Raw genomic sequence first — 18,381 nt, 5'->3', positions numbered from 1 at the left:
AATGAATATTCTCAAAGCCCTTGCCCAGGCCCTGAAAGAGGCAGGCAGGTTCAATAAATCGGTGCAAGCACAGCCAGAGGCGATACTCTGGACGGACGCAGAGCGCCAGTGGGTTCCCGTCGTAAAGGCCTTGCGAGCCTCGGGTCGGCCCATTTTGATGCTTGGTGAGTATGCGCCCGAGGCGCTTCAAGGTCCGGCCATCTGGCTGAAATGTGCTTTGGCCGGAAAGCTCGATGGTGTGGCGCTGGATGGCGTGCCGGTGGTGTACCTACCGGGCGTCTCGCGTGCCGACCTCCGTGCCATTGAGTCCTGCCCACGCCACCTCCAACCTCTCGCTGAGTTGCAGTATCGCGGTGTGTTCTGGACTCAGGTCAATGCCAAGGACTGGACGCTCAACGCTTTCCTGACGTCGAAGAATGGTGGTCTGGGATTGGATGTCGCTCAAGACCAAGCGACACAGAAGGCTTTGCTACGCGCCCTGTCGTCGGGCGAGCTTATGGGCAAGGCGGTCGATGAGCTGCGAGGTCGCTTGATTGATGCGGCCTGGTTGGACAGCTTGTTGGCACCGAATCCGACGCGGGACATCCTTGTGTGGATGAACGACGCCAAGGCCACCGAGTGTGCCTGGCAGGGGGGACGCTGGGAGGTGTTCGTCAGCCGTTGCCGCAAGGACTTCGGCTTCGACCCGGCCAAGGATGGCGAGCTGACCGCGGCAGAGAAGCTGGCAGCCAGGGCCGGCTCGTGGGGGGCGGTCTGGGAGTTGTACAAGGACGCCTTTTCGAGCTTCCCAGCGGTTGTCGAGCTGCTCTCCAGAGTGCAGTACCGAATGGGCGACCTGTTCGCCGACACCTCGGCCTACCCCAAGGCGAATGACGAAGGTGAGTCTGACCTGCGCTACCGGCTCAATGCATTGAGCGCGATGACGGCGGTTCAGGCGCGCGCTGCGATTCTGGATGCCGAGAAGCAGCACGGCGAGCGCCGTTCATGGCTTTGGGCTCAGATGGGGAAGGCGCCGCTCGCTCGCGCGCTCGGGCATCTCGCGCTCGTAGCGCAACACACCGAGGCGACAGCGTTTGGAAACTCGTTGGAGGCCCAGGCGGAGGGATATCGAAAAGAGGCCTGGCGCGTCGATGCTGAAGCGCTGCAGGCTTTGGCTCAAGCGCATACCAAGGCGGACCAGGATGCTGTAACGGCCGCACTGCGCGCGGTATATCTGCCTTGGTTGGAAGCCTCGAGTGTCGCGTTCCAGAAGGCAGTGGTCGAGTCTGGTGGGCTCAATCCAGGCGGCGTCTCGAAAGTGAGTGACCCCGCGGGCACCTGCGTGGTGTTTGTTGACGGTTTGCGCTTCGACGTCGCACAGATGCTGGCAGGTCGTTTGGGGGGTCTGGGGCAGGTCGCGCTGAATTCGGGCTGGACCTCGCTGCCCTCGGTCACTGCATCGGGCAAGGCCTGGGTGTCTCCGGTTGCGAATCTGATTGCAGGCAAGGCGGACGATGTGGATTTCGAGCCCAATGTGGCCGCGACCATGAAGCCGCTGAACACCTACAACTTCCGCAAGCTGCTGGCGGACGCGGGGTACGAGCCTCTGACTGGTAGCGAAACCGGCGACCCGGCGGGTAAGGCCTGGGTGGAGTGCGGCGACCTGGACCACTTCGGGCATGAGCATGGCCTGCGGCTGGCTCGCGACATCGACGGCCAACTGGCCGAGATTGTCGAGCGCCTGCAGGCGCTGGCCGATGCGGGCTGGCGGCGGTTTCGCATCGTGACCGACCACGGCTGGTTGCTGGTGCCCGGCAGCATGCCCAAGGCGGAGCTGGCCAAGTCACAGGCCGAGACCCGCTGGGGGCGCTGTGCGGTGTTGAAGGACAGTGCGACGGCGACGCCGCTGACCTTTGGCTGGGATTGGTGCCCGCAGGTGCAGATTGCCTTTGCGCCCGGCATTGCGAGCTTTGTAGCCGGCGCCGAGTACGCCCATGGCGGACTGAGCTTGCAGGAATGCCTGGTGCCCGAGTTGACGCTCGAACTGGAGGGCGGGGCGCCGGAGACCAACGTCTCTATCTCCAAGCTCGCCTGGCGCGGACTGCGCTGCAACGTCGAGGTGTTACCGCCGTTACCCGGATTGAAGGTCGATATCCGCACCAAGGCTGCAGCGGAAGACTCCTCCATCGCCGCGGCGGTCAAGGACCTGGTTGAGGGGAAGGCTTCGCTGGCGGTGGCGGACGACTCGAATGAGGGGGCCGCGGCGGTCCTGGTGGTGCTCGACAGCCAGGGTAAGCTGCTGGCCAAGATGAATACGACTGTCGGCGAGTAAGTTGCCCGCGAGACGAACAAGTACAGAGCGTGCAGAACACGATGAATCTCGATGACCTCGACCGCAAGGCGGCCTCTGCCTTCGACGGCTTTATCGTCCGCAAGGACCTTGTGCGAACCTTCAGCAGGCAGTTCCCGGTGCCGACCTACGTGGTCGAGTTTCTGCTGGGGCGGTACTGCGCGACGACCGACGAGGCCGAGATTCAGGAGGGCCTGGAAATCGTCCAGCGACAGCTGCAGTCGCGCACCGTGAAGGCCGGGGAGGAGGAGCTTTTCAAGGCGAGGGCGCGTGAGACCGGGTCGGTGAAAATCATCGACATCATCACGGCGCGCCTGGATGCGAAGAGCGACTCCTATGTGGCGTCCTTGCCCAGCCTGAGGCTGAACGACGTGCGTATCTCGCCCGAGCTCATCAAGGAGCACGAGCGCATGCTGACGGGCGGCTTCTACGCCGAAATCACGCTCGGCTACGACGCCGCAATTGCTCAGGAGAAGGGTGGGCGACCGTTCGGCATCGACGCTCTGCGTGCGATTCAGCTCTCCAAGCGGGATGTGCTGACGTCTCTTGCCGAGGGGCGCAAGCAGCTGACCACGGCCGAGTGGCGCGATTTCCTGCTGCGCAGCGTCGGCTTCGAGCCCGATGGGCTGAACGACCGCGCGAAGGATGCGCTGCTGCTGCGCATGGTGCCGTTCGTCGAGCGCAACTACAACCTGGTGGAGCTCGGACCGCGCGGGACTGGCAAGTCGCACCTATTCCAGCAGGTCTCGCCCTACGCGCATCTGATTTCCGGTGGCAAGGCGACCGTGGCCCGCATGTTCGTGAATAACTCGAACGGTCAGCGCGGCTTGGTGTGTCAGTACGACGTGGTCTGCTTCGACGAGGTGTCAGGCGTGTCCTTCGACCAGAAGGACGGCGTCAACATCATGAAGGGCTACATGGAGTCGGGCGAGTTCTCGCGTGGCAAGGAGAGCATCCGCGCCGATGGCTCCATCGTGCTGGTCGGCAACTTCGACGTAGACGTCGAGCATCAACAGCGCATCGGTCATCTGCTCGGCCCGCTGCCTCCCGAGATGCGTGACGACACCGCCTTCATGGACCGGATTCACGGCTTCCTGCCTGGGTGGGACGTGCCGAAGATGAACCCGGCGTTGTTTACCCAGCACTTTGGCTTGGTGAGCGACTTTCTGTCCGAGTGCTTCACGCAACTGCGCAACCAGAGCCGGGTGTCGACGATGCAGGGCAGGGTGTTCCTCGGTGGCGCCTTGTCCGGCCGGGACATCAATGCGGTAAACAAGACTGTGAGCGGCTTGCTGAAGCTGCTGCATCCGGACGCAGAGGAAGCGGTCAGCGATGAGGACCTCGAGTGGGCGGTGCGACTGGCGCTCGAGGTACGTCGACGGGTGAAGGAGCAGCAAAAGCGCATCGGCGCGGCCGAATTCCGCAACACCCACTTTAGCTACACCCTGGGCGCAGAAGGGGTGGAGAAGTTCGTGACCACACCGGAGCTGCGCAGCCAGGAGGGCATCGGCGATGAACCGCTGGAGTCGGGCCAAATCTGGACGCTCAGTCCCGGTGGTGCGGACGAGCACCCGGGCCTGTTCCGGCTGGAGGTGACCGAGGGCCCTGGAAGCGGTGTTCGCGTGCTGAATAAGCCCGTGCCGCCAGCGTTTCAGGAGTCCGTGCGCTGCGCGGAGCAGAACCTCTACACCCGCGCAGCGCAGTTGGTCGGCGACCGTGACCCGCGCTCGCACGAGTTCTCGGTGCAGCTTCGGGGGTTCGACGCAGCCAAGAGTGGGGCCAAGACCGGAGTCGCCTGCCTGATTGCCTTGTCGAGCGCCTTGCTGAGGAAGTCGGTCCGCGGTGGATTGATTGTGGTTGGTGAGGTGACCATCGGGGGCACCATCGAGCCCGTTCACAACGCTGTGACCATCGCCGAGATGGCGGTCGAGAAGGGCGCCAAATCGCTGCTCATGCCAGTTAGCTGCCGGCGGCAGTTGTTCGACCTGTCGGATGATATGGCGACCAAGCTGGACATCGAGTTCTACCAGGATGCGCGGGATGCGCTGTTGAAGGCACTGGTGGATTGATGGCAGCGAAAAATGACTGGCAGTCCGACGAAGGGCGCATAGAGGCCTACCTGCAGGGGTTGGATGTTGCAGCACTGCGCAAGCTCATCGTCGAAGCATCCTGGCGTGATGACGCCCTGCGCCAAAAGTTGTTGATGGCAGCGACCGTGGCGGATAGCACCGGTCTTTCCGACTTGCGTAAGGTGGTCAAGCAGGCCACCCGCACGAACGGCTTCATTGAGTATCGGGAAGCTGGAGCTTACGCAATCCGATTGGAAGACCTCGGGGAACTGCTGTCACAGCGCATTGCGGACGGCCAGGAGGAACTCATCGAGGTCATCGAGGAAGCCATCGCGCTCGCGGAAGAGGCCTTGCAGCACATCGACGATTCCGGCGGCGAGGTGATGCCGGCGGTTGTTGAACTGCGAAGAGTGCATCTGGCGGCCTGTAACGCCCTGCATCCCGACCCCGTTGCGCTGGCCGAGCGCCTGTACGGTTTCCAGATGAATGGTCAATGGGACACCTTTCATGAGGTGCTCCCCGACTACGCCGAGGCGCTGGGCGAGGAAGGGCTGGCCGCATATCGGCAGCGGGTCGAGCGCGACTGGCTGGCCCTGCCGACCCTGGGTCCCGAGCACTATCGTAGCGACTGGAGCACGCGACGCTTCCAGGTGGAGTCGGCGATGAAGGATATTGCTCGCTGCACGGATGACTTCGAGTTGCTGGTCGCCATCCAGGCGAAGAATCTGTCGTCCCCGTCGTGCTTCCTGACGCTGGTCGGATTGTTTCGTGACCGAGGCCGTAAGGAGGAGGCGCTGTGCTGGGTGGAGCAGGGGATTGCGGCGTTTCCGAATGAGCGCAATGACGACCTGCTGAGCCTTGCCATCGAGCTGCAGCTGGCGCTTGGGCGGCATGCGGAGGTAGAGCGACTCGCCTGGCAGCGCTTCGAGCAGGCCCCTGGCTGCGGTTCATTCTTCAAGTTGATGGAAGTCGCCGGTCTGATTGGCTGCGAGGCCGCGCTGCGCAAGCGGGCGCTCGATTTCCTGTGGCAGAAGGTCGCGGAGGAAGAAGCCGCCGATAGCCGCGTTCGCCGCAGTCCATGGGACAAACCCTGCCGGGGCGACATCGTGTCCATCTTTCTGCGCGAGGGTGAGGCCGAGACCATGTGGGATGCATTCAGCGGGGGCAAGGTCGATGTTGGCCTGTGGGAGTCGGTGGCCGAAGCGCGGGGCACGACGCACCACGAGGAGGCAATCGCGCTCTACAAGCGCCTGCTGCCGCATCGGGTTGAAGGCGGCTCGCGCGGTTCCCACTACGGGGAGGCCTTTGCAATCGTCAAGAAGATCCGCGCACTGCGGGTGGCGCACCAGCAGTTGGGCATGTTCGGCGACGAACTGGCGGAAATCCGGCTGGAGTGGAAGCGCAAGCGGAACTTCATGAAGCTGCTGGACGCGCTGTGACCCCCGAACTGCTCGAGTTGCGCCTGCCGTTGTAATTGCTGGTAGTGAGGAAACAGGGAGGTTGGATGTCGCGAAAATCCGTCGTGAAGGCCTACACCCTTCGCATCGAGCTCCAGGAGGTTGAACCGCTTATCTGGCGGCGACTGCTTGTCGATGGCGATACGACGCTGGGCAAGCTTCATCACTACGTTCAAGCCGCAATGGGCTGGACGGACGCGCATCTGCATGAGTTCGAGATTGGCGGCAAGACCTATGCAACGTAAGCGCTCACCCAGCGGCGTCGTTGCTACGCAGCGGGGCTTGAGATATCCGAGCGCAACGGAGCTTTCCCGAAGTGCTCCTTCCACAGCCTGGGCGTGAGCTGTGCGACGTCGGCGGCCGGGTGCTGGCCGACGCGCTGGAGCACATCGACGAGATAGTCGTAAGGATCGACCTCGTGCAGCCGACAGGTCGTAATCAGGTTCTGGACGACGCCCACATGCTGGGCGCCGAGCTCGGTCCAGCTGAACATCCAGTTTTTCCGACCTATCGGAATCGGTCGAAGCGCTCGTTCGAGGTGGTTGGTATCGATCGGCACATCCGGGTCGGCCAGGAACACTTCCAGTGCCGCCCGTCGCTTGTGCGCGTAGATCAGCGCCTTGGTCAGCGGGTTGGTCGGCAGCAGCCCCTGCGCGTCCAGGCGCTCCTTTACCCAGGTGAAGAAGGCCGCCACGATCGGGCGGGCGTGATCGAGCCGGTACTCGCGCTTGGCCTCGCCCTTGAGCTTGTCGTCGCGGATCTTCGCTTCGACCGCGTAGAGCGCGCCGATGAACGCGATCGCCTTGGCCGCCAGCTCGGGCTCGGCCGCTTCGGCGTTGATGAATTCGCGCCGGCAGTGCGTCCAGCACTGCGCGTGCGTGAGCCCGGTCTTGCTCGCGTAGGTCTCGTAGGCGCCATAGCCGTCCGAGAGCAGGACACTGCCTTCGGCCGGCTCGAGCCCGAGCACCTTCTCGACATTGCTGTGTGCGCGGCTATCGAAGAACGGGAAGCAGATCTCGTGCAGCTCGCCATACACCGGCCAGAAGTAGCAGCCCTTCATCTTGCCCGGGCCGGCACGGCCGGCCTTGATCGGGGTCTCGTCCATGGCCTTGACGCGGCTGGCGCGGATCGATGCGAGCTGCGCCTCGTAGATCGGCACGAGCAGCGCGGCGGCCTGTGCGGCCAGTTGCGTGAGCCAGGCGCGGCTGACCGTGATCCCCGCATCGGCCAGGCGCTGATGCTGGCGGTACAGCGGCAGGTGCCAGGCGAACTTGTCGAGCAGCAGCCCGACCAGGAAACTCACGTCGGCGCGGCTGCCCTCGATCACCCCGACGGGCGCCGCCGGGCAGTGGATCGTCTGCGTGTCGCGGCGCTTGATGACCGGGCGCACGTACTTGAGGATCACGTAGCTGCCCGGGCGCTGCGCCAGGCGATGGCTGACCTTCTCGCCGATCACCTCGAACTGGTCAGCGGTGAGTCCCTCGGTCTCGGGGTTGGCGAGCGTGATGGTCTCGACCGGGACGCGCGTCTCGTCGAAGAACAGCGCCGATTCGTCCTTGTCCTGTGCGTAGTCGGTGCGCGACGCACGGCGGGTGTGTCCCGCCACGGTCTTGCCGGGGGTGTCGGGCTGCGATTCGGGGATCGGTAGCTCGCCCAGATGCATCTGCGCCGGGTCCGGTGGGACCAGGCGCTTCTCGCTCTTCTGGCCGAAGAGCTGGCGGCGGAACCACTCGAGCTGATGTTGGATGGTCTGCACTTGGCGCTGCAGATCCTCATGCGCCTGGGCCAGTTCGACGACGCGCTCGGGCGCCCACTGGGCGGCCTCGGCAAGGGTCGGAACGGGGGCGGAGTGCGGCGCGGGCATGGCGCATATTTTACCGTATAACCCAGCATTCATGCGGGTTGCACGGCGTTTGCGGGCAGTCGGAAACGGCGCTTGGTGCGTGCCGGTTCGATGCCTTCGAGCAGCAGCTTGAGCCCGGTCCAGTCCATCTGGCGCGTGCGAACCTGCGCCCAGTTCGACACGAAGCGTCCCTGTTCGAGGCGCTTGGCCCACACACAGAATCCGGTGCGATCCCAGTACAGCACCTTCATCTGCGTGCCGCGCCGGTTGATGAATACGAACAGCTCGCCCGACAGCGGATCGCAGCCGAGCGCCTGGCGGGTGAGCGCGTACAGGCCATCGAAGGATTTGCGCATGTCGACCGGGCGGCCATAAACATGGACCCGGACCGCGCCTTCGGGGAAGAACATCAGCCGCGCGACAGGTGAAGGATCACGCCCTCGCCCAGATCGAGTCGAAGCTCGAGGCGACCCGTGCCGCCGAGTTTGAGCGTGCCGGCGTCGACGAAGCCGATGCGCTCCATCGCCGGCGCGGCGGACTGCGTACTCGGCTCGCCCAGCAGGCTACGCCAGCGCCGGAAGGTCGACTCGCTGAGCCCCTCACGGGCGCAGAACGGTTCGACCCCCAGCCCACTCTCGGCAAACCGCGCGATGACTGCTTGCCATTCCTGACGGCTACGCCGCCGCCACTTGTTGTTGGTCGCTGTCGCCCTGGTCACTGCCGGCTCCTCCCTGATGAATGTGGGAGGGATTGTTCCGCGCGGACGGAGGCTGGAGAAGGACGCCGCTCAGTGACCGGTTACTATGCAACTCCGCATCCCGAAGACGACCCGGAGCGGGAAATCCTCGATGAGCGCCGAGTCAGACTGGACCGCGTAGTGACAGTCGGAGACCATTTCTCCTATCTCTACGATTTTGGCGATAGCTGGCAGCATCGCGTTGTGGTCGAGCGTGTTGAGTCGCTTGACGGCGAGCAGCGGGGCTACGCCTATGTGTCGGCGGGCGAGAGAGCCTGTCCGCCTGAGGATGTGGGCGGTGTAGCGGCTTACATGGACTTCATGGAGCAGATTTCACAGCGGCCGGTGGATGATGAAGGTCGTCGGCTGCTTCGATGGGCTGGTGAGGATTTCGACCCGGCGCGCTTTGACCGGCATGCTGCCAATGCGGCCTTGCTGCGGATGGCCTGGAATCGGTGGGGGTGAGGCTGGTCAGGTGATGACTGTGAAGGGCAGCGGTTACGCCTTGTATCTTCCAGAATGATCTCTATACAAATGATTGGTGCGCTGTGGAGCTTGTGGGCGAAGGGCTGCGCGGTGGGAAAGTCGTCAGACTTTTCCACGGCAAGCGGCCCGGTGGCCGACAGGCCATCGTCCACAAATCCACAGCGCGGGTCGTTTCGGGCACGGCGGCGCAGCCTGTTGCGCCTCGGGGCTTCCAAGCCCGCGTCTGAGCAGATGGCGCGCCGTCGCGACCGTTCCGCCGAAGCCCGAACAGTTGCTGGACTGAACATCGCATTTGCAAGGATGGGAGGGTAGGAACATGCCCGAATCGATCGTGGTGGGCATCGACATCGCCAAGCTCAGTTTCGATGCCGCTTTGGGGGTGACGACGGATGTGCGGACGTTTCCCAACGACGACGCCGGTCACGAAGCGCTGATCACGGCCCTGGCCGGGCAGACGGTCGAATTGATCGTGATGGAGGCCACCGGTGGCCTCGAGCGGGATCTGGCCTGTGCCCTGCAGGCGGCCGGATTCGCCGTCGCGGTGGTCAATCCGCGCCAAGCGCGCGACTTCGCCCGCGCCATGGGTTATCTGGCCAAAACCGACCGCATCGACGCGCACGCCTTGGCGGTGCTGGCCCAAGTGCTGGCACGCCACCCCGAGCGCGACAAGTTCGTCAAGGCCCTGCCCACAGCCGAGCAGCAGGCGTTGCAGGCCTTGGTGGCTCGGCGTCGACAACTGGTGACGATGCTGGTGGCCGAGCGCCAGCGCCTGGCCACCAGCCACAAGGCCGCCCGAGCCAGCATCGAGGCGCTCATGAAGGCCATCCGCCAGCAACTCGATACCGTCGAGGCCCAACTGGCCAGCCACATCGACGCCCATCATGCCGCGCTCGCCCACCAGCTCGCGAGCGTGCGCGGCATCGGGCCGGCCACTATTGCCACGCTGATCGCGGACGTGCCCGAACTGGGCGCCCTGTCTCGCCGCGAGATCGCTGCCTTGATCGGCCTCGCCCCCTTCAATCGCGATTCTGGTCAGATGCGCGGCAAACGAACCATCTTCGGCGGGCGCGCCGACGTCCGGCGCGCGCTCTACATGGCCACGCTCGCCGCAATCCGGTTCAATCGCGTCATCCGGCAGTTCTACGACCGCCTCGTCGCCGCTGGCAAACCCAAGAAGGTTGCCATCGTTGCCTGCATGCGCAAGCTGCTGACCATCCTCAACGCGATGGTCCGATCCGGCGCCTCTTGGAACGATTCGATTCATCTCGCTTGACTCGCAAGACAGTTGCTCAGACAGGGACAAACTTGGTTGCGCTGGACCGCGTTCGCAAGCGCCGTCCGACATCGATGTTTGGAGCCACTTCATCAGTCAGGAATGCGTACCAGTCATCCGTTGTCATCGTCTCTGGGGAATCCGCACGCAGACGAAAAAAGGGGAGCCCAACGAGGCCGAAAATCGCGTTCTTCATCTCATCACGGGACTTGATCTCGGGCCGATCGTGATATGAACTATCGAGTTCGAACGCGGCAACGGGGTCTCCTTCATCCGGCACGACCAGCACTGCATCGACTCTGCAGTTCTTAGCGTAGGCCCAGGTCGACTTGCCGACGAGTTCGCGCAGACGACTGAACTCGATCATCTGGTCAAGTGGATAATTCGGCAGCGCAAGTAGCGCGGGAAATCTCAATGACAAGGCCTTGAGAAACGACCTCTCCTGGCTACTCCTGAAAACCGATCGTCGGATTCCCATTGCGTCGGACGCGTTCGGATCACCGAAGCGCATGAGCGTGCTACTGACGACGCGTCGCACCTCGATAACGGGCTCGGAAAGGGCCTTGGCTGGTTCCTGCTGCTTTCGATTGCGATGTTGGCGTCGTGCGGGCCAACGTCGATCCTCATCGCGAAGTGTCCTCGCGATAGCGTGCAGCGAGTTTGAACTCAAACGCTCTGCCAGGCTGAGGACCGTCGAGTAAGGAGCGGATATCTCTGTCCCGAGAAGGAGCCGTTCGTACTCCCTCAGCAGCTCTTCGGCGGCTTGCGGTGCTTCCAGGAGGAGACACAAGGCCTCGCCGGCAAGGGCCTTCAAGTAGTCGTCGTTCTCCCGGAAAGCCTGAACCTCACCGTCGAGAAACACAGTGACAAAGGCGGCGTGCTCGCGCCGATGCAGATGCCCACGCAACGTCCGAATGACGCTTGCCTTATCCCTTAACTGCACGAAGTCTCGTCGTCTAAGTCGTCAGAATCGAGTGGCAATGGTACGTGTCGGCGCGCCCATTGTCACTCATAGAGCGTCGCCTCATAGTGGCCTCACCCCTAGCATCAGTCGAAAATTCATTTCCGACTGCGTGTGGCTACCTCAGACCCCAGGGTTCTCTTCGGTAAGCGCCTTGCCGAGCTTCGCCGAAGCCGCGGTTGGTCGCAGGAATACCTCGCGCTTGAGAGCGGTCTCGCGCGAAGTTACCTCGGGGGCGTCGAGCGCGGGCAAAGAAACGTCGCGCTTCTGAACATCGTTCGGCTGGCGCAGGCGCTGGGACTCCCTCCTTCAAAATTGCTCGAGTTCGACGATCGGAACGCCGTGGCTGCTGAGTCGGTCGCGAGCTAGAAGTCGGTCAACTCACCGCGCTCCGAGTCAAGACCAGTCGGTACGGGGGGCCGCGTTCTGTGGCCTTGTGTCGCTCGTCATCATCAACTTTGCAAGTACAAGCTCGTGGCCAAGATGGACTCGTGCCCCAAGTTGTCGCTGACGAACCGAGGATCGACCTCGGCGCCGGGCATGTTCGAACCGGCCGTGTGACGAAGCCAGTGCGCGGAGGCAGTGCTAAGGATGTTTGTGCGCGATCTGAGTTCGTCATCAAGAGCCTCCCCTCGCTTCGCAACACGCTCGAAGACCTCTTGCACGATTTTATGCACCGCCCTGCGCGTCAAGGCTCGACGCTACCCGCCTACTGGAGGGAGGAAGCGAGTCGCCTGGCCAGATAGGTTAGGGTGTCAATCCACACTCCCGACGGTAGGGCTCCGACTCCACGATCAGTTCGTCAAGTACATGAAGGCTCTCGTGTTCCCCGGCTCAACGCCAGCCCAGCCAACTTGGGCGGATCGGCAGGGGCTCGCTCGACGGCTGGCGCACCGGCGTGCTCGCATGCGCGAGCGGAAAGGGATGGGGGACGAACTTGCCCAGTGCCTCGCGCTGGCTGGGGGTCAGGCGCCGGTCGCCCGTGGATTGCGTGCTGATCATGGTGATGCTCCTCGCCCCCTGTTGAGCCGGCGTGACCGGCCTCGCGGGGGCGAAGAGGCGGTGACGCTTTAGCCGGTATTTTTCATCCGCCCCGGCAAGTTGTCGTTAATGCCGGCGGTTGGGCGCTGGGCGCCCGTGAGGTGCTGCAAAAAGCAAAAGACCCGATGGCCATGCAGGCTCAGCGGGTCTTGTGTGGCCGCTTTAGCTGCATTTATTAGGCGCCCGCAAGCTGTGTTCTCAAATCGGCGCGATGGATTGATTAAAACGGAGGCGGGCGTGGGCTGTCAACCCAGGGGTGGATCGGCGGGATCCAGTGCTTCGTCTTCGTGCTGTGGGCCATCAACGTACAACCACGCCCCCGGGCCGATGAACATAGCAGGGGCGGCATCGACACACCTGGAATGACTATCCAGCGGGTTTTCTGAGCACGAGCACATCGCCGCGCTGGGTGAACTCGAGGTGCTTGAGGACGCTCATGCCGAGCAGCACATCATCATCGCGCATCCCGGGGTTCAAATGCGCCGGCGCACCCGCGAAGCGAAATGGCCCGATATCCAGGGCGTCAATTCTGGTTGCGCGAACCGTCACCGCTCCGTTGGCCGTCGAGACCGTCGACGGGGCGCCTGGGCGCAGGCCGAGGCGTTGGGCCAGGTGCGCCGGCACGGAGGTGTGCGTCGCGCCCGTATCGAGCAGGAAGCGCACAGGCTGACCATTGATGAGCCCGGGGGAGAAGTAATGCCCGCTGCGATTGCGGCGGAGCACCCATTCGTCCACGCCGGGCGCGACGGTCAGCGCGTGGTTGGGGTCCTCGCGCTTCGTGATCGCGCCATCGAACGTCACCCAGCCGAATCCGAGGAAAGCCAGGGTCGCCAGGAAGCCCATGCGCCGTCCGAGTCTGCGGGTGGCTTGATCAGGGTTGCTCATCGTTTTTCGTCAGGGATGCTCGAGTGCCGTTCACTCACCTTCGTTCGTCGGGACGCTCGGAATGTTCCGCGTCTTGAATCGGACGACAGGATATCAAGCGACCGTCGGTCCGTCCTCGCACGGTCCATTCTCGCAGTTGTATAGAAACACCAAAGATGTATAAAATGACTGCATGAATACGGCTCGCACAGTGATGCCCGACAACCCCTCGCCCAGCTACCCGCTCGCCGATCTCTGCGTCCTGGTCGACTTGCCGCCTCGCACGGTCCGCTACTACGTGCAGATCGGCCTGGTCGACCGCCCGCAGGGCGAGACCCGGGCGGCCCGCTACGGGAGCAAGCACCTCGAGCAACTGCTGCTGATCAAGAAGTGGACGGCGGCAGGGGTGTCCCTCGAGCGCATCCGCGAGTTGCTGCACGGTGGCCCGCCGCCGGTTCCCGCTCGCGAACGCGCCATAGGCAGCGTGTCGGTGTGCAGCCATCTGGCGGTGGCCGAGGGCGTCGAGGTGGTGATCGATCCGCAGCGGGCGGGGCTGAGTCCCGAGGCGGTACGGCAGTTCATCCAGGGCGTGATGGCCGCCTTCAAGGCGGCGCAGGGCGAAGAAGACGGTGCTTCGCCGACGGATCCGGCGAACACGAACAAGAACGAACGACAGGCGAGAGAACCATGATGCAGCAGCAATCGGCACGACTCGAGTCGCGCGCGGGTGAGGCACTGACGCTCAAGGGCGTGCGCTTTGAAGGCAGCTTGCGCGGCACGCTGTTCGAGGCGAACCTCGAGCAGCGCTTTGCGAACCCCTTCGATCGCCATGTCGAGCTCGTCTACACCTTCCCGCTGCCCTGGGCGGCCGTGCTGCTCGGGGTCGAGGTCCAGATTGGCGATCGCCGCCTGTCCGGTGCGGTGGTCGAGAAGAAGCAGGCTGAGCAGGGCTATGAGGACGCAATTGCCGAAGGCAACACCGCCATCCTGCTCGAGCAGAATTTCGATGACAGCTACACCCTGAACCTGGGCAACCTCGCACCTGGGGAGACCTGTGTGGTGCGGCTACGCTACGCCCAGGTGGTCCAGTTCGAGCAGCATGGCCTGCGCCTGGTGGTGCCCACCGTGATCGCCCCGCGTTATGGCGATCCGGTGGCCGATGCCGGCTTAAAGCCGCACCAGGTGGTCGAGCATGACCTGATGGTGTCGTATCCGTTCGAGCTTAGCCTGCGCGTCGAAGGCGCCCTCGCACGCGCCCGGATCGGCTCGCCGAGCCATCCGCTGTCGATGCGGCTCGAAGGCGAGGGCGAGACGACGGCGATGGTCGTGTCGCTTGCGCGCGGTGGCCGCCTCGATCGCGACTTCATCCTCGTGCTCGATGAGGTCGTGCAGGATTCGCTCGCCCTGTGCGCGCAGGACACGGTGCAGCCGGGCGCGGTCAGCGTGCTGGCGAGCTTCTGCCCGCGTGTGCCGGCGTCGGCTCATCCGCTCGCGGTAAAGATCCTGGTGGACTGCTCGGGCTCGATGCAGGGCGACAGCATCGCCGCCGCGCGACGTGCGCTGCAGGCCATCGTCGCCGGCCTGCGCGAGGGTGAGCGGTTCTCGCTGTCACGCTTCGGCAGCACCGTCGAGCATCGCTCGCGCGCGCTGTGGCGCACGAGCCCCGCGACCCGGCTGGCGGGGCAGCGCTGGGCGGCGCAGTTGCAGGCGGATCTGGGTGGGACCGAGATGGAGAAGGCGCTGGACTCCACCCTGGCCCTGGCCGGAGACGCATCGGTAAGCCCCGGCGCTGGGGAAGGTGCCGCGCCGGTCGATTTGCTGCTGATCACGGACGGACAGATCCACGCGATCGAGCGCACGGTAGCGAAAGCGCGCGCGCTGGGTCACCGGGTCTTCGTCGTCGGTATTGGCAGCGCCCCTGCCGAGGGTGTGCTGCGCCGCCTGGCCGACGAGACCGGCGGGGCCTGTGACTTCGTCGCACCGGGAGAGGCCGTGGAACCGGCCGTCCTGCGCATGTTTGCGCGCCTGCGCTCGCAGCGCATGGCGTCCCTGGACTTGGTGTGGCCCGCAGGTGCGAAGCCCGTTTGGATGAGCGCGCTACCGGGCTCGGTGTTCGACGGCGACGCGGTGACCGTATGGGCACGCTTTGCGCAGGTGCCGGATGGGACGGTGCGTTTGGTCGGCACGCGCGCGCATGCCGAGGCGCCCGAGTCGCTGGGCGAGGCCAGCCTGACTGCTGCCGAGCATGATTCGGCGCTCAGCCGTATGGCCGTGGCCGCGCAGATCGAAACCCTACTCGCCGCCGAGGTCGCCCACTCGCGTCAGGCGCTGGAACTGGCCGTCGCCTATCAGCTGGTCAGCCCGCTGACGCATTTCCTGCTCGTCGAGACGCGTGCCGAAGCCGACAAGCCGGCGGACATGCCCGATCTCGTAAAGGTGCCCTCGATGCTGCCTGCCGGCTTTGGCGGGCTCGGCAGCCTCGATTTCTGCGTCGACCCCTGCATGGCGCCGCTCACCGTGAATGAGGCGCCGGAGCACTATGGCTCACCGGCTGCGGTAAGCGGTGCGTATTTCGACTTCGAAGATGCCTTCGATGCGCCCGTGGTGCTGCGCTCGGGACGACGGTCGGATCGCCGCGATACGCTCAAGAAAGCAGGGAACTATGACATCCCGGCGTTCCTGCGCCGAGGCTCGAACCAGGACGCTAGGCAGCCACCCCGGGACGATCCGCGTTACTGGCGTGCCGAACCGCATTACACAGGTCTTACCCCGCTGGGCCTGACACAGTGGCTGCACAGTCACCCGCAGGCCGAATGGCCGCAAAGTTATGCTGAGCTGAGCCGAATCGGTGTCGGTCCGGCGGTGCTCGACTGGCTCAAGTTCGTGCTCGCTGAAGGGGAGGGCGAGGCCTTGGTGGTCGCGAGCTTCATCCAGGCGATGGCGCAGCGCGATCTGCACGAAGCGCTGCTGTCGGACACCGGTACGCTGGGTCAGCTCAAGGCCTTGGCGAAACGCGTGGCACCGGGCGCGACGCTGAAGGTCATGCAGGACGATCCTGCAGCCGAGCCGATCGTCGCTCGCCTGCAGGTGTTTGTATGCACGCTCCGGGCAGAGCGCTGGCCCAACTGCGTGTTTGACCTTCGGGACGAGGTGACGGCGCTTGGTTAGCCGATTGCAGGTGTCACGCGTAGAAAAGGAATTGCGAGGAACGCCCCCATGCCTGTGAAGACCGTCCTCGACGGCAGCGCCGTACCGGTCAGGATCTGGACCGACGACATCGACGAAGGCTCGAAGGCGCAACTCGCCAACATCGCGAGCCTGCCGTTCATCCACCACCATGTCGCCGCGATGCCCGACGTGCATCTGGGCATCGGCGCGACCATCGGCTCGGTCATCGCAACCCACCAGGCCATCATCCCGGCGGCGGTGGGTGTCGATATCGGCTGTGGCATGGTCGCCGCGCGGCTGTCGCTCACCGCCAACGACATCGACGAGAGGCGGCTGAAAAAGGTGTTCGATCAGATCAGCCGCGATGTGCCGGTCGGCCGCGACCAGCATGCGGACGGCCGGGTACTGGTCGACGCAGTGCGCCCCTTCGAGCCAGGCCTCAAGGCCCTGACCGAGCGCCACCCGCAACTACTCAAGGCCTTCGGCAAGTTCTCCAAGTGGGCGAACCAGATGGGCACGCTCGGGGGCGGCAACCACTTCATCGAGGTCTGCCTGGACGAGCACGAGCGCGTCTGGGTGATGCTGCACTCGGGCAGCCGGGGCATCGGCAACGCGATCGCGACGTACTTCATCGAGCTTGCGAGAAAGGACATGGCGCGCCACATGATCCACCTGCCCGACCGTGACCTGGCCTACTTCGCCGAGGGCAGCGCACACTTCGCCGATTACGTCGAGGCGGTGCATTGGGCGCAGGAATACGCGATGGCCAACCGCCAGGCGATGCTCGATCTCGTGCTCTTGGGGCTGGCGCGCCACCTGCCGCCGTTTACGGTCACTACCGAGGCGGTGAACTGCCACCACAACTACGTCGCCCGCGAGCACCACTACGGCGCCGACGTGTGGGTGACGCGCAAGGGCGCGATCCGTGCGGGGCAGGGCGAGTTCGGCATCGTCCCTGGCAGCATGGGCGCGCGCAGCTACATCGTGCGCGGGAAGGGCAACCCGGAGAGTTTCTGTTCCAGCGCGCACGGTGCCGGCCGGCGCATGAGCCGCACGGCCGCGACCAAGCGCTTCACCGAAGCCGATCTCGCACGCCAGACCAAAGGGGTGATCTGCCGCAAGGACAAGGGCGTGGTCGACGAGATTCCCGGGGCGTACAAGGACATCGATGAAGTGATGGCCAACCAGCGCGACCTGACCGAGATCCTGCATACCTTGAAGCAGGTGGTGTGCGTGAAGGGGTAGACGTGGTGACCAAGGACGGGTGGGCTCGGCGCTTTGCGAGGTGCGCAACCCTGATTGAGCAGGCAGACGGCGTGCTGAATGCTCATCAAATGCAGCGTCTGGATGGCTGCATGGGCGATGTGTGACCTGCAGGTTCGTGGGCGCCAGGGGTCGATGAGCGCCGCCTGCATGCTGTTGAACGACCTGCGGTCCGGTGTAGAACTCCACAGAAGTTCGAGTGGCAGCGATATGCGAACGGTTAGCTTAGCCCCGGCGAATCAAGGGCACGAGGAGGTCAAGGTCAAACCGGAGCAGATCTACGAGGTCTGTGACCGACGCGCCAGCCGAAGTGCAAGCCGAGTCGATGTTCGCGCCAGCTTTGAAAGACATTAAAGCCGCTCGGTTGCGTGCCTTTCCAATGAGGCTCGCCGGTGGAAGATTCAGCCGCACCAAGAGTGATCTTATCCAGGTGCACGAGCCCCCCAGTAGCTTTGCCATCGCCGCGTTACTGAAATTCGAACGGAAATAGGCCTCGGCGACTTCAGTGGCCGTGTGAGCCCCGGCCGGTTTGCTCCCACTGGGACGCGAGCGCTTTGCGCGAACTTTCAGCGACTCTGGTGCCTCCTGCGCGTTGGTCAAGTCCGAGAGCGCCTCGTCCGCGTCACTGTAAAGAGCCGCCAGTGCGACGGCGTAGGCCTCGGGTCGGCAGATGGTCGCAGGCTTCATCACGCCGTCCAGGGACGCGGCAAAGACTCCTGGCCTTGTTTTCTGGCTGAGAAAGGACGGGAGAAGGCGAGCGATCCAGTCCCTCGGCGCTGTCTCGAGTACCAAGTCAGAAAGAATCTTCCGTTTTCCTGTTAACGCCCTCCGCAGCCCTTGCTGTTTCGCACGGGCCGCAATTATGCCGCTGGCTTGTCTCACGGGCATACT

18 protein-coding genes are annotated in these 18,381 nt (G+C 64.2%); 10 read left to right on the top strand and 8 right to left on the bottom strand.

The features are described from left to right. The first annotated feature begins 1 nt into the window (after window position 1). The 4 genes from pglZ (at window position 2) to PO78_RS10515 (ending at window position 6,100) form a co-directional block, all read left to right on the top strand. Complete coding sequence (gene pglZ / locus PO78_RS10530) at window positions 2-2,311, top strand: BREX-1 system phosphatase PglZ type B (RefSeq protein ID WP_043743621.1); 2,310 nt, start codon at window positions 2-4, stop codon at window positions 2,309-2,311. A gap of 41 nt (window positions 2,312-2,352) precedes the next feature. Continuing rightward, on the top strand, window positions 2,353-4,398 hold the full coding sequence (brxL, locus tag PO78_RS10525) for a protease Lon-related BREX system protein BrxL (protein WP_043743618.1): 2,046 nt from the start codon (window positions 2,353-2,355) through the stop codon (window positions 4,396-4,398). Beyond that, window positions 4,398-5,837 (top strand): DUF6880 family protein, encoded by a 1,440-nt coding sequence (locus PO78_RS10520; protein ID WP_052484401.1) that lies wholly within the window; start codon window positions 4,398-4,400, stop codon window positions 5,835-5,837. The genes brxL and PO78_RS10520 overlap by 1 nt, the downstream gene beginning before the upstream one ends. Window positions 5,838-5,920: 83 nt before the next feature. After that, window positions 5,921-6,100: a plasmid pRiA4b ORF-3 family protein gene (locus PO78_RS10515; RefSeq protein WP_231570683.1), complete on the top strand. Its 180-nt coding sequence runs from the start codon at window positions 5,921-5,923 to the stop codon at window positions 6,098-6,100. Between the two features lie 23 nt (window positions 6,101-6,123). Here PO78_RS10515 and tnpC read toward each other — a convergent pair whose 3' ends face one another. The 3 genes from tnpC to tnpA are packed head-to-tail and all read right to left on the bottom strand — an operon-like array spanning window position 6,124 to window position 8,416. Then, entirely contained in the window at window positions 6,124-7,719 is a 1,596-nt protein-coding gene (gene tnpC / locus PO78_RS10510; protein WP_043743615.1) for an IS66 family transposase, read from the bottom strand. 29 nt (window positions 7,720-7,748) lie between these two features. Beyond that, on the bottom strand, window positions 7,749-8,108 hold the full coding sequence (gene tnpB, locus PO78_RS10505) for an IS66 family insertion sequence element accessory protein TnpB (protein ID WP_043743307.1): 360 nt from the start codon (window positions 8,106-8,108) through the stop codon (window positions 7,749-7,751). Beyond that, complete coding sequence (gene tnpA / locus PO78_RS10500) at window positions 8,108-8,416, bottom strand: IS66 family insertion sequence element accessory protein TnpA (protein ID WP_043743304.1); 309 nt, start codon at window positions 8,414-8,416, stop codon at window positions 8,108-8,110. Before tnpA ends, tnpB begins: the two co-directional genes overlap by 1 nt. A 72-nt stretch (window positions 8,417-8,488) precedes the next feature. On the opposite strand from tnpA, the gene PO78_RS10495 reads away from it, so the two are divergent. Next, the gene (locus PO78_RS10495; protein WP_156147800.1) at window positions 8,489-8,899 is read left to right on the top strand and encodes a plasmid pRiA4b ORF-3 family protein; all 411 of its coding nucleotides are present in this window, start codon (window positions 8,489-8,491) and stop codon (window positions 8,897-8,899) included. Between the two features lie 337 nt (window positions 8,900-9,236). After that, window positions 9,237-10,193, top strand: a complete 957-nt coding sequence (locus PO78_RS10490; protein ID WP_043743612.1) for an IS110 family transposase — start codon at window positions 9,237-9,239, stop codon at window positions 10,191-10,193. A gap of 16 nt (window positions 10,194-10,209) precedes the next feature. Here the strand turns inward: PO78_RS10490 and PO78_RS21890 are convergent, their stop codons facing one another. Continuing rightward, window positions 10,210-11,136, bottom strand: a complete 927-nt coding sequence (locus PO78_RS21890) for a DUF2726 domain-containing protein (RefSeq protein WP_052484399.1) — start codon at window positions 11,134-11,136, stop codon at window positions 10,210-10,212. Window positions 11,137-11,268: 132 nt separating this feature from the next. Between PO78_RS21890 and PO78_RS22265 the strand changes: the two genes are divergently transcribed. Beyond that, the gene (locus PO78_RS22265; protein WP_082047735.1) at window positions 11,269-11,523 is read left to right on the top strand and encodes a helix-turn-helix domain-containing protein; all 255 of its coding nucleotides are present in this window, start codon (window positions 11,269-11,271) and stop codon (window positions 11,521-11,523) included. A gap of 83 nt (window positions 11,524-11,606) precedes the next feature. On the opposite strand, the gene PO78_RS23630 is transcribed toward PO78_RS22265, so the two are convergent. The 3 genes from PO78_RS23630 to PO78_RS10475 form a co-directional block, all read right to left on the bottom strand. Beyond that, entirely contained in the window at window positions 11,607-11,819 is a 213-nt protein-coding gene (locus PO78_RS23630) for a tyrosine-type recombinase/integrase (RefSeq protein WP_197068763.1), read from the bottom strand. Window positions 11,820-11,988: 169 nt separating this feature from the next. Further along, window positions 11,989-12,156: a hypothetical protein gene (locus PO78_RS23175; RefSeq protein WP_197068762.1), complete on the bottom strand. Its 168-nt coding sequence runs from the start codon at window positions 12,154-12,156 to the stop codon at window positions 11,989-11,991. Window positions 12,157-12,561: 405 nt separating this feature from the next. Next, entirely contained in the window at window positions 12,562-13,080 is a 519-nt protein-coding gene (locus PO78_RS10475) for a retropepsin-like aspartic protease family protein (RefSeq protein WP_043743607.1), read from the bottom strand. A 193-nt stretch (window positions 13,081-13,273) separates the two neighbouring features. On the opposite strand from PO78_RS10475, the gene PO78_RS10470 reads away from it, so the two are divergent. From PO78_RS10470 to PO78_RS10460, 3 genes are read left to right on the top strand one after another with little or no spacing between them, the layout of a single operon-like run. Beyond that, complete coding sequence (locus tag PO78_RS10470; RefSeq protein WP_043743603.1) at window positions 13,274-13,750, top strand: helix-turn-helix domain-containing protein; 477 nt, start codon at window positions 13,274-13,276, stop codon at window positions 13,748-13,750. Next, entirely contained in the window at window positions 13,747-16,227 is a 2,481-nt protein-coding gene (locus PO78_RS10465) for a VIT and vWA domain-containing protein (RefSeq protein WP_043743601.1), read from the top strand. Before PO78_RS10470 ends, PO78_RS10465 begins: the two co-directional genes overlap by 4 nt. Before the next feature lie 48 nt (window positions 16,228-16,275). Next, window positions 16,276-17,472 carry an RtcB family protein gene (locus tag PO78_RS10460; protein ID WP_043743597.1) on the top strand — a complete coding sequence of 399 codons (1,197 nt, stop codon included), beginning with the start codon at window positions 16,276-16,278 and terminating at the stop codon, window positions 17,470-17,472. Between the two features lie 243 nt (window positions 17,473-17,715). Here the strand turns inward: PO78_RS10460 and PO78_RS23385 are convergent. Next, the coding region (locus PO78_RS23385) for a hypothetical protein (RefSeq protein ID WP_231570681.1) at window positions 17,716-18,381 on the bottom strand (666 nt) is incomplete at its 5' end.

Origin of the sequence: Thauera sp. SWB20 (genome assembly GCF_000831325.1) — a bacterium.
Classification (GTDB): domain Bacteria; phylum Pseudomonadota; class Gammaproteobacteria; order Burkholderiales; family Rhodocyclaceae; genus Thauera; species Thauera aminoaromatica.
The sequence above is the reverse complement of the archived record's forward strand: the minus strand, read 5'-3'. Positions and strand labels throughout refer to the sequence as shown.